Origin of the sequence: Dyadobacter psychrophilus (genome assembly GCF_900167945.1) — a bacterium.
Classification (GTDB): domain Bacteria; phylum Bacteroidota; class Bacteroidia; order Cytophagales; family Spirosomataceae; genus Dyadobacter; species Dyadobacter psychrophilus.
The window spans coordinates 453272-467889 of record NZ_FUZA01000001.1 but is presented as its reverse complement, the minus strand read 5'-3'; the positions used below and the strand labels follow the sequence as shown (position 1 = coordinate 467889).

Sequence of the window (14618 nt, the reverse complement as noted above, 5' to 3'; positions counted from 1 at the left end):
TTCTGTTGATGCTGGTTGTTATTTACAAAATACTTAAACCTTCGCCTTGACAAGCCCCGCGACATACGCGCGTAAACTCACGTCCCCGCGGAAAGGAGAATCACTTACTTCGAATTTTTTCTCCAACGTCACATCCGTCATCGCTGCCATGGATTCTGCTGCTTCTTGTGAAAAGCCCGACTTTTTGAGATAGGGGATCCATTCGGTTCTTGGAATTACCACTGTTCCCACCGGTTTTCCCAGCGCTTCGGCAAAGGCATCTGCGACATCGGCAGGGCCATATATTTCAGGACCTTCTACATAGTACAGCCCCGTTCTGTCAATTGGCTCGGTGAGTAATTGCGCTGCGAATTGCCCCAAATCCTCTGGCGCGACCATTGGGATTTTGAAATCAGCAGGATATAATGAATAAATTTTGCCTTCTTGCTCAGCCGTTTCCAGAAACCAGTCCCAGTTGCTCATGTAATACGCACCCCTGATGACGCTGAACGGAATCCGCGTTTCTGCGAGTTTTTGTTCCATTTCATACAGCACGCCCAAGTCGCCGACGCCTTCTCCGTCATGTGCCCCATATGTGGATTCTGCAACAATTTTTTCAAGGTCAGAACCTTCCACTGCTGCTATAATGCAAGCCAGACTCTTCTTCTCTTCGGCGACGGTGTCTGTATCTGGTGAAGCGGGCGGATTTAGCAAGAACAAACGCTTACCCCTGCGGAAAACGCGTCGCAATGTTTCCACATCATGGACATCGGCAATTGCGACTTCTGCGCCTTTCTGTTTCCATTTTTCTGACTTACCGGCGTCTCTTGTAACGATTGTAACGGGCTCTCCCTGGTTTAATAATGTCTCGGCAACGGCGGAACCAACGTGTCCTGTTGCTCCTAATATAATATGCATGGCTAATGAATTTGATTAAGCTCAAATTTTACCAATTCTATACCAAAGCAGAGCTCACAGCAATTTATCAGGCAGGATCGGCAACTCTCTGATCCGTTTTCCTGTCGCGTTAAAAACAGCATTTGCAACTGCGGCTGAGACGCCTACAATCCCTACTTCTCCCAATCCTTTCACGCCGAGTTTGTTTGCGAGCTTATCGTCTTCCTTAATAAAAATGGCCTCCATTTCGCCTATATCCAGATTTGAAGGAACATGATAGTCGGCAAGCGAGCGGGTAACGAAGTTTCCAAAGCGCGGATCGACTACTGACTCCTCCGTGAGCGCCATACCAATTCCCCAAACATTACCGCCAATAATTTGCGACCGCGCCGTTTTTGGATTAAGTATTTTTCCGGCTCCGGTCACAGCCAGGAAACGCTTAACGCGCACCATTCCTGTGGACTGATTCACCCAAACTTCGGCGAAATTGGCATTGAAACTATGTGAAGAATACTGCTCCGCACTTTCCAATGGCTTGGAATCGGCACGCGTCTGAATGTCAGCCACTTTTTCGGAAATCATCAACTGCAGTGCGGTAGGGCGGACGAAAAACTGTTTGCCCGATCTGGCAATAAGCTCGTCGGTGACCTTCATACACACATCATTAACCACATTGGCATAGCTCGTTGCCCCCACGGAACCAACTGAGCCGGCAGCAGGCGGGAGGTCAGAATCACCGATTTTAACTGTAATATTATTCATTGACAAACCAAGGGCATCGGCGGCAGTCTGCGCAAGAATGGTGTAAGTCCCCGTCCCGAGATCGGCAGCGGCGAGTTCAATAATTGCCGTTACATTGCTTCCTTCCCGTTTCAGTTTCACTATGGCCGAACTGTCGCGCTGATGCGCGGGATAAGTGCCGCAGGCGACGCCATAGCCCACCCAATAATTTCCCTGAATGTTCTGCATTGGCTCCATTTTACGATTATCCCACCCAAATGCCTTTGCACCTTCTTTCAAACATTCCACGACTTTCCGGGAAGACCAGGGCTTGCCGTTTGAAGGATCTTTTTCGGGTTCGTTTTTGAGACGAAATTCAACGGGATCCATTTTTAGCTTGTATGCCAATTCATCCATTGCCGATTCCAATGCAAAGCTTCCGGTCGATTTTCCTGGCCCGCGCGTGTAAGTAGGCAGGATCAGGTTCATCGGCGTAACCCTATACGTAATGAGCGAGTTAGGCGTGTCGTACATGATTTTCGAGCAGTCGCCGCATGGCTCTACAAATTCGTCCTCTATTGCCGCGTGCGTGGCCGTTTCATGTGCCAGTGCCGTCAGTTTTCCGTCCTTCGTTGCAGCCAGGCTTACTTTCTGATAATTCCGTTGCCGCAGCCCCACCGAATTGAACATTTGCTGACGGGTCAAAGCCAGCTTTACAGGGCGATTCACCATTTTTGCCGCCACTGCTGCCAAAACCAGATTTCCCCACTGCCCACCTTTTGAGCCAAACCCACCGCCAATGTAGGGCGACACAATGCGCACGTTTTCGGGTTTGAGATTAAAGGTTGAAGCTGCCGCGTTTTGCGCACCATTTACAATCTGCGCGCTGTTATAAAGGATCAAATTTTCCCCCTGCCATTCTGCAATCGTCGCGTGGGGTTCCAGTGGGTGATGGTGATAAATCGGCGTTGCGTATGTTTCTTCTACTTTAAATTCAGCATTTTCCAGCGCAGCTTTTACATCCCCGCGCTTTTCGTCTTCCTTATCCTTTGGTTTTACGCCATTTTGATGCAGCTTTTCGAAATCGGTTTTTGCTTCTTTTTTGTCATAATCCACTTTTACCAAATCTGCTGCATGTCGGGCTTGCTCGAAAGTCTCCGCCACAACAACGCCGATGTGCTGCCCAAAAAAGAGCACTTCCGGACTTTGCAGCATGGCTCCACCGCGAATCCCGCCTTTTGCATTCAACTTTGGCGCATTTTTATGCGTGATCACGGCCAGCACGCCCGGGGATTTCTCAGCCGTCACACTATCAATGTTCGTAATCGTCCCCGCCGCGATTGTGCTTTTAAAGATCACTGCATATGCTGCATTCTTAACCGGATGATCGGTGGAATAATCGGCTTTCCCGGTCACTTTCAGGATTCCGTCGATGCGGCTGACGGGTGAGCCAATATTGATTTCTTTGTCTTTCATGAAGTTGATGATTTGATCAGGATTTGCCGCCATCCAGTGCCATCTGCAATGCCCGCACAATGCTGCGGTTGCCAAGTTCGACCTTGAATTTATTATGTTCCAATGGTTTGGCATCCGCCATTTCCGCATCCGCTGCCAGCTTGAAATTGGCTTCCGTAGCCTCTTTCCCAACGAGCATTTGCTCCGCTTTCGTCGCCCGCCAGGGCTTATGCGCTACGCCACCAATCGCTATACGGGCCTGCAAAATCACATTTCCCGTCAATTCCAAAGCCGCCGCTACAGATACCAATGCAAAAGCATAGGAAGCCCTATCGCGCACTTTCAGATAATAGGAATGATCGGCGAAATTGCTTTTTGGTATTTCAATGGCAGTAATCAATTCTCCGTGGCTAAGGTTTGTATCTTTTTCAGGCATATCGCCCGGCAAACGGTGAAAATCAGTAATTGCAACAGACCGCTCCTCTCCATTCGGACCTTTTATCTTCACAACGGCGTCGAGCGCAGCCAGTGCAACCGCCATATCGGAAGGATAAACGGCAATGCATTTTTCAGACCAGCCAAAAATGGCATGCATCCGGTTGATGCCCTCCAGTGCCCCGCAGCCAGAACCCGGTTCACGTTTGTTACAAGGCATTGCTATGTCATAAAAATAGGGGCAGCGTGTCCTTTGCAGCAAGTTTCCGCCATTGGTCGCCATATTCCGGATCTGTCCCGAGGCACCAGCCAATATCGCCTGTGTCAGCACAGGATGATGTTGCCGGATAAGCGGATGGTTTGCCGCATCCGTATTACGGCCCAGTCCTCCAATAGAAATCCCGCCTGCATCCGTTGTTTTGATCTGAGCAAGTCCCAGCCTCGTAATATCGATCACTTCGTCCGGTCGCTCCACATCCTCCTTCATCAAATCCAGCAAATTGGTCCCTCCGGCCAGAAACTTCGCATTTGGATTGCCGGTTGCCAGCTTGATCGCCGAGGAGACGTCTTTGGCATTCGTATATTTAAATGGTCTCATATAAGTAGCCAGTTTTGTTCAATAGCCTTACCACCATGTACTTCCTGAATTGCCGCGACAATATTCGGATATGCGCCACACCGGCAAATATTGCCCGACATTCGTTCCTGAATCTCTTCGTTAGATAGCTTAACTGGCACCGGCTTTTTACGCAAATTCTCTGTCACATAACTTGCGTCACCATTTTTCGCTTCGTCCAGCAATGCCACTGCCGAGCAGATTTGTCCTGGTGTGCAGAAGCCGCATTGGAACCCGTCATGCTTAATGAATGCTTTTTGTATCGGATGCAATTCACCGCCCTGCGCAATGCCTTCGATCGTCTTTACTGATTTTCCTTCACAACTTGCAGCCAGCGTAAGACAACTTAATACCCGCCTTCCATCCACGATTACCGTGCAGGCACCGCACTGGCCATGGTCACATCCTTTTTTCGAACCTGTCAGGTCCAGTTTTTCGCGTAGTGTGTCTAATAATGTCATTCGTGAATCAACCGTCACTTTTTGAGCGGCACCATTAACCTTCAAAGCAACATTAACCCCATTTTCTATCGTTTCGGGATTGAAGGCAGCCGGTTGTACGGTCGTCAGCGGACGGGTAAGCACCTGCTCGGCAACGGCAGATTGCCAGGCGAGCATTCCGCCACCGGCCAATGTCATTAACTTCAAAAAATGCCTCCTGTTAACACCAGCATCCATAATTTCGGCCAGATCCTCAGGCATAAGGTCTTCAAACAGCTTCCGTTCATCTTCCGTAAGCTGCGGTGATTGGTCATCTTCGTTCATGGTGGTTTCGGAAAGAAATTATTGTATTAAGTTCTAGACTCAGATGGGATGGATGCCGGCACGCCAAAAACTAAGTGTCTTCACCAATTAGCATAGGTTACGACACTTCAATAATTATACCAAGAGAATGAATGGGTCGTCTCCCGGTTACCAGCTTTGCAATAATGCGTTTTCCAGCTAATGAAGTGCCGGATCCTGAAAGCTGATGAATGATTTTGACAACTCTTACTTGTCCCAATCTCCCCCTTACTTTGTCGTGTTTTCACATCTCGTGTGCGGTCTGAGTGATATACTTTTGTTAGGTAAAACACTTTAACCGGCTTACGGCCACAAACTTGACAACCATGGCAACCATTGATTTGCATCCTTATTTAATGTTCGACGGCAACTGCCGTGAGGCATTTGAGTTTTATCAAGGCATTTTCGGCGGAGAGCTGAATTTTATGACATATGGAGATATGGACGGAAGCTGCCCTGCGGGCATCCGCGACCAGATTATGCACGGCACTTTAATGGGCGGCTCAGTGGAATTTATGGGCGGAGACGCGCCGGAAGGAATGCCGTTAGGCGCAGGGAAAATCAATTTGTCGCTCAGTGGTTTCGATGAAGCTGCATTGCGTCAGCAATACGACGGACTTAGTGAAGGCGGCACCATAGTGGTTCCTATCGACAGGCAGATGTGGGGCGATATTTTCGGCTCATTTCAGGATAGGTTCGGGATTGACTGGATGGTGAATATCCGGACGGCTTAATCTGAAAGATCTCTGTCATTTATTGTACAAATTGTCGATATTTAGTGAAATTTTTAATGATATTAAAAACTAAAAAAGCATCGACATGAAAAAGAAAATGATCTTGAAAGGTTTTGTCATGATGTTTGCGTGTATGCTGACGGCTGTTGTAAGCCAGGCGCAGGACAAACCCAAACCAAGTCCGGCTAAGACAGCGACCGGAAAGGCGGGTGCCGCAAACATTACGATCAATTATTCGGCGCCTTCGGCCAAGGGACGGAAGGTTTTTGGTGAACTGGTTCCTTTTGACAAAGTTTGGCGTGCAGGCGCCAACGAAGCGACGATTTTTGAAACAGATAAAGACATTATGGTAGAAGGACAAAAACTGCCAGCCGGGAAATACAGCCTTTACGCGCTTCCGGGTGCGAGCGAATGGTCGTTCATTTTTAACTCTGAAACTGGTCAATGGGGCATTAAAAGAGGCGGAGAAACCTCTAAGGATGCTTCCAAAGACGTGTTAACAGTGAAAGCGAAGCCTGCTAAAAGCGCTTCCATGACCGAAACAATGGCCTACGAGGTAACGCCGGCAGGATTTGTTCTGCGCTGGGAAAACACCGAAGTGCCTGTTGCTATCAAATAATCTTTTAGGAAATGATAAAGCCCTGCAAATCCGGTTTGCAGGGCTTTTTTGTATGCTCAATTTCCATTTTTTGCTTTTGCAAAAGGGCAATCACTCGCTCCTCAAACTCTTCATCGGGTCAAGCAGCGCGGCCTTGATGGCCTGGTAACTTACGGTCAGCAGTGAAACTACAATGGCCAGAACGCCTGCCAATGCGAAAACCCACCATTGAATTCCAATGCGGTAGGAGAAGTCGCTCAACCACAGATTCATAACGTACCAGGCGGTGGGGATAGCGATGAAAATGGATATGCCAACCAGAATCATAAACTCTCCTGAAAGCAATGTAGCAATGCTCATGACAGATGCGCCCAGTACTTTTCTCACGCCGATCTCTTTCACCCGGTTCTCGGCCATATAGGCGGCTAATCCAAACAATCCAAGACAGGAAATGAAGATAGTGAGGCCGGCGAAAAGGCCGGTTAATGTTGCAATGCGTTGTGTATCTTCAAATTTTCTGGCAAAATCCTCGTCCACGAAGTGATATTCAAACGGATACTCGGGGTTATAGCGGCGGAATATGGATTCAATAGCTTTCATCTGTTCCGTCGTGGATTTGCCCGTGCTCAACTTCATGTTGATCACATTGAAATAACTCTGCGCGCCTTCGATAATCATTGGTTTGAAATGGTCATAAGGTGAGCCGATTACGAAATCTTTGACCACTCCAATGACATGATATTCGGTATCACCGTCTTTGACGAGCTGACCGATTGGCTCTTTGAAACCCATAGCCTTCACAGCAGTTTCATTAAGGAGCATTGCTGCCGAGTCGGAGGGGAATTTGGTAAGATCCATATCTCTGCCTTGCAAGAGGCGAAGACCAGCGGTTTTTACCAAATCTTCATCTTCGGTAAAGCGCTCAAAATCAATTTTGTCCTTTGGGTTTTTACCTTTCCATTCCACGCCCCAGGTGTCGCTGGATACATAACTCAACGGCGAGGCGGTTTTAGTAACGGAAGTGGCAATGCCGGAATTGATCAGTTCGCTTTTGATTTGCCTGTAATTTTTTTCGAGATTCCCTGTAATCCAGTGATATGCAATTTGCCCGCGCTCATAACCTGCATCCCGGTTCTGCGCAAACCGGATCTGTTGCACAACAATAAGTGTTGAAATAATGAGGATTATAGCAAAACTAAACTGAATCACCACGAGCACTTTTCTAGGGCTAACCGCCGAATTGGTCCTCTTGAATGTGCCTTTCAGAATGGCTATCGGTTTGAATGATGACAGGAAAAATGCAGGATAACTGCCTGCAATTATTCCTGTAAAAACAATGAATAGGAGAATGCTTAGCCAGAAATAACCGTTGGAATAGGGCATTTGCAGGGACTTGCCTATCAGTGTATTAAATGCGGGCAAAACGCCGAGAACTGTCACCAAAGCAAGGATCCCGGCAATGAAGGCGATCAAAATGGATTCACCCAGAAACTGACCGACCAGTAAGCCTTTGTTTGCGCCAGCCGTTTTTCTAATTCCCACTTCCTTCGCACGCTTTTCACTTCGTGCTGTACTAAGATTCATGAAATTAATGCAGGCAATAAGCAGAATTATTGCCGCTATAATGCCAAAAAGCCTGACGATGGCAATGCGCCCGCCGGAAACTTTCCCATTTTCAAAATTGGAATATAAATGCCATTTGCTGATCGGATGGAGGAAAACTTCATGCTCCTCCGTCTTATTCGAATGCCTGATCGTAATTCCTTTCATCTTTTCAGCAAACTGATCCAGCTTCGTTTCCGGTTTCAGCTGCACGTAGGTCCTTACAGAATTATTGCCCCAGGAATCGTCGTCCTGGCCGGTTTTCTTCATGTATTGCCAGTTGAGCAGAAACTCAAATGTAAATGAGGTGTTGGTGGGAAGATCCTTTAATATGCCGCTAACCGTAAAATTATCCTGGTCAATGATGATGGTCTTACCCATAGCGTCCTCCGTTCCGAACATCTTCTTTGCCATTTTTTGGGTTACGACAATGGAGCCGATGTTGCTGAGCGCCGTTTTGACATTACCCTGTAACAATGGGAAATCAAACATCTCCAGGAACGCGGGGTCTGTAGTCATTGACTCGCAGGAGATCTTTTTTTCACCCACCCGCGTCACATACCAGCGCGAATAATTGCGGGACACGTTTTCGATTTCGGGAAATTCTTCCTTCAATGTGGGTCCCAGTATTTTCGGGGTGCTGTTCCAGCATTGCAGTTTGCCATCAAATACGCCGCGGTTCCAGGCGCTGTATAGATTTTGGCCATTTTTATGAAACCGGTCAAAACTGATTTCATTGTACATCCAAAGCAGAATGAGCAGTGCGCTGGCCATTCCTACGGAAAGCCCTAATATGTTAATCGCTGAAAACCCTTTATTCCGCAGCAAATTCCGGAAAGCGATTTTGAGATAATTCTTAAGCATCTTCTGAGTGGCTAAGTTTGAATATTGACAAGGGAGTAACCCGCGTATTTCAAAAAACCTGCCAAGTATTTAATGTGCTGATATTCAATTATATATATTTAATTTCCGCGTTTTTAATGTTCATTACCGAACAGGGTTCGTTCGGTTTGGAACGCACGTTTTACAACCTTGTCAGGGATTCGGCACTATCATCCAGGGAAGTGGGGAAATTCGGGGGCAGATAAAACGCCTATATACTAATGATTGTCATGGCACAAGATTTGAACTGGTGAATGTTGAGGCCCGGTTGGTGCCGGGACTGCAAAGGCAAATCAAAAACGGATTTGTAAAACATTAAACATTTATCTCAACTATGAAAAAATTATTATTGGCTGCCGCCCTGCTCATCTCAGTGCAGTCAGCATTTGCACAAAAGTTTAGCATTGGACCGAAAGCAGGTCTGAACATCAGTAACTATACTGGCGGCGACATTGAATCGGATGCATTGGTCGGCTATCATTTGGGTGGGATCATTAACTACGGATTTGGAAAAGTGTTTTCATTGCAGCCGGAGGTTTTATTCTCAACACAGGGAGCGAAAGTGAACAATGCAGGAAACAAATCTGATTTCAAAATCAGTTACGTTACAGTGCCTGTGATGTTTAAATTTAAAACCAATGGCGGATTTTATGTTGAGTTTGGCCCCCAGGCGGGATTCAGGACGTCAACGGACATTCCTGACCAAACGATAAACAACTTTGCGAAGAACCTGGATCTGGCAGCAGCTGCGGGGATTGGTTATCATTCCCCGATCGGATTAGGCGTAGGCGTTCGCTATGTTGCGGGCCTTTCCAAAGTGGGTGATTTTACGGGACAGGACATTGATCCCGATTTTAAGAACAGTGTTATTCAGGCCAGCATTTTCTGGGCCATTCCGTTGGTTAAGTAACGGTCTTACCTTCTGTAAAGGTTTTAATGAGAGGATGGGTTTTTAACTCATCCTCTTTTTTTATGCGGTGTTTTTAACCGCTCTAAATTAGCTTTGACACTGGTTGAAATGGATTCCTTCTGATATTTTTGGTTTCTGAACAATCCCAATCCACCCTTACGCTCACTATGACACTGATCCGTTACATCGTTCAAAATGAAACAGTTCTGTATAATTTGAATGATTATATCAATTTGCTCCTCGAGGCAAAAGTTTTACACCCGGTTATGCCGCAGCTCAGGAAGAGCCCGAAGTCGGGAAAAACGCCGATGCAGATCGTTTTGGAAAAGCTGGAAAAGTTTGAGCCGGTCTATTACGTGAGGTATAACCATGATCTGTATGTCAACTGGGTGTTGTTTGAATATTTTTTCAGGCCCTTAAAACCGTTGCTGGTCAATGCGTCGGACTGGCGGGATGAATCGGGCATTTTCAAGCAAACACAACTTTTCATCAACGAATCTACAATCAAGTCAAATAAAAAAAGCGGCACCGAGGCCGCTTCCTATTTTCAGAAAATTACTATGAAACTCGCTCCCAGCGATTAATATCCGAATTCAATGTTATAGGTGTAGGGTGGGAAATTCACGCTTTCTACCCGTACGGTGACTTTGGATGGATAGCCGTTTGGCAAATACTCGTATGTGTAATAGGTATTTGAAATGATTTTGGAACCTGCGTAGTAAATTTCCCGCACGGGGTTATTGGGGCTGAGCGACCGGATCGAAATCTCGCCATAACTGTCCAGGCCCATTTTGAAAAACGGGTTCGGGTGGTTGTCATACATATATTCAACATCATTGCCCTTTGCTTCCGATGGTTTTTTCATCCAGCTTTTGGCAACATTACTCTGTTCATTGCGAACGTAATACACATTTGTGCTTTCATTTGCTTTAACGTCAGCCCAAATTTCTTGGCGCGTTATAAAACCTTTATTATCAAAAGCGTAAATTCTTGTGGACACGTCCGTATTTCGAAGATCTTTTCGCGTTACATATCGTAAAGAGTCGTTGATCGGGTTCTCATAAGTGACCAGAAATGACGGTTCCAGCGAATCGCCCTGGGATTTGGTCATGATCTCGACCGTCTGTATCTTGCCCTCAGCCCTTTTGAAAAGGACGCGCTGCGAAAGGTCGGCCCCGGAAGATGATCCGAAACGGCGTTCTTCCGTCAGGAACTTTCCCTCGTAATGATATTCGGCTTCCAGAATCCCATTGAACAGCACTTTTTTGAGCTCAACCGCCACTTCACTATTTCCAAAAGGTGCCTGCTGCTTATCTAGGACATTTTCCCCTGCCGGATCCGGGTCCTTATCCTTGTCACAGGAAATGAAAACGAGAATCAAAAAAATGTAAAGTAATTTCTTCATAGCTACAAAAGATAAAACTAATTCTAGGCAAGTTATTAATATAAAATTAATGCACAATGAGTTACAAGAACCGATTTTTCTACCGGTCGCATTACCGTACAAATCCTGTTCAATATCGGACAACGTATGTGATGTTTGTATTTGGTAGAATACTCATTTACAAGCATTTGAAAGCTGATCCGTTGACTGGCAAGATATTTTTTCAATCTATCTAAGAGCGTTCTGCACCATTCCAAACTACAATATGATCGCAAATTATTTCAAGATCGCCTGGCGTAACCTGCTGAATAACAGTTTCTACTCACTGATCAATTGCTTAGGATTATCCATCGGTCTGGCTGTGGGCATTCTCATTTTACTCTGGGTCCGGGATGAACTGAGTTTTGACAGGTTTAATACGCAATCCAACAGCATTTATAAGCTCGAAAACCGCGTGGGTACGGGCGCCAGCCAGCAAATATGGACCGGCACTGTGGCTCCGATCGCCGGGTTTGCAAAAAGGGAAGTGCCCGAGGTGAAAGATGCTGTCCGGATGACCTATAATGGTGCTTACACATTGTTCAGATATAAGGATAAGGTTTTCAATGAAGAAAACACTTTTTTCGCTGATCCGACTCTGTTTACGATGTTTGATTACAAGCTCATTCAAGGTGACAAAAGGAAGCCGTTTCTTGATAATCATTCAGTTATACTCACGGAAACAACTGCGAAGCGCTATTTTGGTACCACCGGCGCCATAGGGAAGGCCATTACTTCCGATAAAGCGACTTTCACAGTAAGTGGCGTGGTTGAAGATTTTCCTGAAAATTCGAGTATTAAATGTGACATGGTTTTCCCCATTTCCCTCCGTTTCAGAGATGTGTATACTGGACGTGCGGACGGGAAAACGATGGACAGCGATTTTACTGAATTCGATTACACCACTTATTTACTTTTGCAGCCAGGCCGGCCAATACAGGATATCGCGACAGCACTCCGTAACATTCATTTGCGCAACAAGCCCGACGATACGGATCTTACCTACCTCTTACAAGCTTTGCCGAATGTGCATTTATATAAATCAGACGGCAAGGAGCAAGGCATTGAAACGGTCAGGATGTTCTCGATAATAGCTTTGCTGATCCTGATCATCGCCTGCATTAATTACGTTAACCTTTCCACTGCCCGCTCTTTGCTGCGATCCAAAGAAGTAAGCATGCGTAAAATCGTCGGTGCTGCGCGCATTCAGCTTTTTATTCAATTTTTAGTCGAAACTGTTTTGCTGTTTTCGATTGCAACATCGCTGGCGGTTTTGTTTATGTATGTGCTGATGCCGTTCTTTAATCAGATCTCCGGTAAAAAGTTGGTACTGGATTTCACACAACCTCATATCTGGCAGGTTTTGGGGGCAACAATCATGGGAACATTGGTTGCTTCGAGCATTTACCCTGCAATGCTGTTATCCTCTTTTGAACCGCTCAAATCGCTCAAAGGAAAGGTTTCGGCTGGATTGAATGAGGCAATGTTCCGGAAAACGCTCGTTGTGATCCAGTTTACAGTTTCGGTAATTCTGATCGCAGGCACGTTGATCATCAGTAATCAGCTTAAATATATCCGGTCAAAAAGTCTTGGTTATGACAAAGCACACGTTTTGTCATTCTATATGCGCGATTTGACAAAGCATTATGATGTGATTAAATCCGAATTAATGAACCAGCCAGGCGTCACGGATGTCAGCAGGTCCAATTTCAATGTAGTCCTGATCGGCGGCCAGACAGGCAGCAGCAACTGGGACGGAAAAGAGCCGGGCGAAACAATGATGATCCGTTTCATGAGTGCGGACAAATCCTTTATTCCATTTTTCAAAATGCAGCTGAAAGAGGGCGCAAATTTTACAGACGCACCGGCGGATTCCAAACATTTCATATTAAACGAAACCGCTGTCAAAACCGCCCGGATAAAAGATCCAATTGGCAAGCGTTTCAAGTTGTGGGACACAGAAGGGACGATCATCGGGGTGGTGAAGGACTTTCATTTTGCATCCATGAAGCAGAAGATCGAGCCGGCGGTTTTTCTTTATGATCCCGGCAACATGAGCCGCATTTACATTAAAACTACGGGTAATGATGCTAAAAAGGCGATTGCGGCGGCAGAGAGTGTATGGAAAAAATTCAATGCAGACTCTCCGTTTCAATATGCGTTTCTGGACGAGGCGTTCAACAGCTTGTACAAGTCGGAAGAGCAGACTGGCCTGTTGTTTAATATTTTTGCTTCCATAGCCATTCTTATTTCCTGCCTGGGTTTGTTTGGGCTGGCTACTTATACGGCACAAATCAGGACCAAGGAAATCGGCGTTCGCAAAGTTCTTGGATCAAGCCTGGCCGGGATTGTCCAACTCCTGGCGAAGGACTTTGTCAAGCTGGTCTTTGTCGGGATCATTATCGCCGTTCCGATTGCCTGGTATGTGATGAATAAGTGGTTGCAGGGCTTTGCTTACCGGATGGACATGCCGTGGTGGGTTTTCGGTTTTGCGGGGCTGCTTGCTTTGGCGATTGCCTTGCTGACGATCTCTTTCCAAAGCGTTAAGGCCGCATTAATGGACCCCGTAAAAAGCTTGCGCAGCGAGTAAAAGTCCGGTCAAGGCTTTTTCATCTTAGCCTCCGTCAGTTCGCTGTTCAGGTCATCGTGCTGCTGCATCAGGACAAGGTTTTCTTTTTGAAGCGAGGTCATCTTTGTTTTCATGGCAGATAATGTTGTGTCACCGGCTTTGCTTTTCACGATTTCATTGAACAGATCCACGTAACTGGTGATAATGCTCGTGTAAAATGGCTGTTGATACGCATTTTGAAGATCACCTGTCCATTTAAAAAGCGGCGCCAGCGCCTCTGCCTTTACATCCGCTGCCCTTTGGATTTGAATAACCAATGTGTCCGCGTCATTGGTGTGACGTATCAGTTTTTCGACCTGCTCATTCGTGATCGCAGTCAGCTCGCTTTGTTTTTTTGGTATTTCAATCAGGGAAAAATAGAGCAAAAAAACAACCAGCAAAATCATCAGAAAATAGCATAGCGAGAATTGAAGAATGGTTGTATTGCGCTGTGCGGCATTTATTGGCTTCATGGAGAGTCGGTTAAGGCAGGCCCAAAAGAACCTGCTTGATCATTTGATTTTGAGATTTCAACTCCGCATTCTGTTCTTCCAGTTTGGAAACCAGCGTACTAACCCGTTTCATTTCACCTGCCTGCTCGCTTCGTTTGCTTAATAAATGCTTATTCAGCAAAACTCTCACCTGGTAATTACGTATGAGCTTAGACGCCAGCAGGGCAGGGGAGGTTTGCCCTGCATATTCTTTTTTCATTAATGCAAATTGTCTCTCTAAAACGGCGTCAGTACTTGCAATCGCGATCTGATCATTGGTAGCCAGTGCTTCAACATGTTGTTTGTATAAACTATCGAGAATGATCACTTCCTTTCTGAACTCACTTTCCTTTTCCTGGCTGATAAGCTTTGTTTGATTGCTCTTCCGAAATTTGGGCGTAGCATAATAAAAAGCGATGCTCCCGAAAAGCAGTAGCGCCACATTGATCAGTATATACCATTGAGATCGGCTCATATTTCGTGCAT

At 46.1% G+C, this 14618-nt stretch carries 13 protein-coding genes; 5 read left to right on the top strand and 8 right to left on the bottom strand.

What is annotated here, in order from left to right; translation table 11 throughout:
* Positions 1-33 precede the first annotated feature (33 nt).
* Genes B5X68_RS02155 through B5X68_RS02140 form a run of 4 tightly spaced genes read right to left on the bottom strand, consistent with a single transcriptional unit; the run spans position 34 to position 4866 of the window.
* Positions 34-897 carry an NmrA family NAD(P)-binding protein gene (locus tag B5X68_RS02155; RefSeq protein ID WP_082213025.1) on the bottom strand — a complete coding sequence of 288 codons (864 nt, stop codon included), beginning with the start codon at positions 895-897 and terminating at the stop codon, positions 34-36.
* A 54-nt stretch (positions 898-951) separates the two neighbouring features.
* Entirely contained in the window at positions 952-3072 is a 2121-nt protein-coding gene (locus tag B5X68_RS02150; RefSeq protein ID WP_082213942.1) for a xanthine dehydrogenase family protein molybdopterin-binding subunit, read from the bottom strand.
* Positions 3073-3088: 16 nt separating this feature from the next.
* A complete protein-coding gene (locus B5X68_RS02145; RefSeq protein WP_082213024.1) occupies positions 3089-4084 on the bottom strand; it encodes an FAD binding domain-containing protein in 996 nt (331 codons plus the stop codon).
* On the bottom strand, positions 4081-4866 hold the full coding sequence (locus B5X68_RS02140) for a 2Fe-2S iron-sulfur cluster-binding protein (protein WP_082213023.1): 786 nt from the start codon (positions 4864-4866) through the stop codon (positions 4081-4083). The genes B5X68_RS02145 and B5X68_RS02140 overlap by 4 nt, the downstream gene beginning before the upstream one ends.
* Positions 4867-5210: 344 nt before the next feature.
* Between B5X68_RS02140 and B5X68_RS02135 the strand changes: the two genes are divergently transcribed.
* Positions 5211-5618 carry a VOC family protein gene (locus B5X68_RS02135; protein ID WP_082213022.1) on the top strand — a complete coding sequence of 136 codons (408 nt, stop codon included), beginning with the start codon at positions 5211-5213 and terminating at the stop codon, positions 5616-5618.
* A gap of 85 nt (positions 5619-5703) precedes the next feature.
* Positions 5704-6237 (top strand): DUF2911 domain-containing protein, encoded by a 534-nt coding sequence (locus B5X68_RS02130; RefSeq protein WP_082213021.1) that lies wholly within the window; start codon positions 5704-5706, stop codon positions 6235-6237.
* A gap of 90 nt (positions 6238-6327) precedes the next feature.
* Here the strand turns inward: B5X68_RS02130 and B5X68_RS02125 are convergent, their stop codons facing one another.
* On the bottom strand, positions 6328-8682 hold the full coding sequence (locus tag B5X68_RS02125) for an ABC transporter permease (RefSeq protein WP_082213020.1): 2355 nt from the start codon (positions 8680-8682) through the stop codon (positions 6328-6330).
* 352 nt (positions 8683-9034) lie between these two features.
* Between B5X68_RS02125 and B5X68_RS02115 the strand changes: the two genes are divergently transcribed.
* Both B5X68_RS02115 and B5X68_RS02110 read left to right on the top strand, forming a co-directional pair.
* A complete protein-coding gene (locus B5X68_RS02115; protein WP_082213018.1) occupies positions 9035-9610 on the top strand; it encodes a porin family protein in 576 nt (191 codons plus the stop codon).
* Positions 9611-9777: 167 nt separating this feature from the next.
* Positions 9778-10194, top strand: coding sequence for a hypothetical protein (locus B5X68_RS02110; RefSeq protein WP_082213017.1), 417 nt, complete (start codon positions 9778-9780; stop codon positions 10192-10194).
* On the opposite strand, the gene B5X68_RS02105 is transcribed toward B5X68_RS02110, so the two are convergent.
* A complete protein-coding gene (locus B5X68_RS02105; protein ID WP_082213016.1) occupies positions 10191-11015 on the bottom strand; it encodes a hypothetical protein in 825 nt (274 codons plus the stop codon). The genes B5X68_RS02110 and B5X68_RS02105 overlap by 4 nt on opposite strands.
* A gap of 244 nt (positions 11016-11259) precedes the next feature.
* Between B5X68_RS02105 and B5X68_RS02100 the strand changes: the two genes are divergently transcribed.
* Entirely contained in the window at positions 11260-13623 is a 2364-nt protein-coding gene (locus B5X68_RS02100; protein WP_082213015.1) for an ABC transporter permease, read from the top strand.
* An 8-nt stretch (positions 13624-13631) separates the two neighbouring features.
* Here the strand turns inward: B5X68_RS02100 and B5X68_RS02095 are convergent, their stop codons facing one another.
* Positions 13632-14114, bottom strand: coding sequence for a hypothetical protein (locus B5X68_RS02095; RefSeq protein WP_082213014.1), 483 nt, complete (start codon positions 14112-14114; stop codon positions 13632-13634).
* A 10-nt stretch (positions 14115-14124) separates the two neighbouring features.
* The gene (locus B5X68_RS02090; protein WP_082213013.1) at positions 14125-14607 is read right to left on the bottom strand and encodes a hypothetical protein; all 483 of its coding nucleotides are present in this window, start codon (positions 14605-14607) and stop codon (positions 14125-14127) included.
* Positions 14608-14618: the final 11 nt, after the last annotated feature.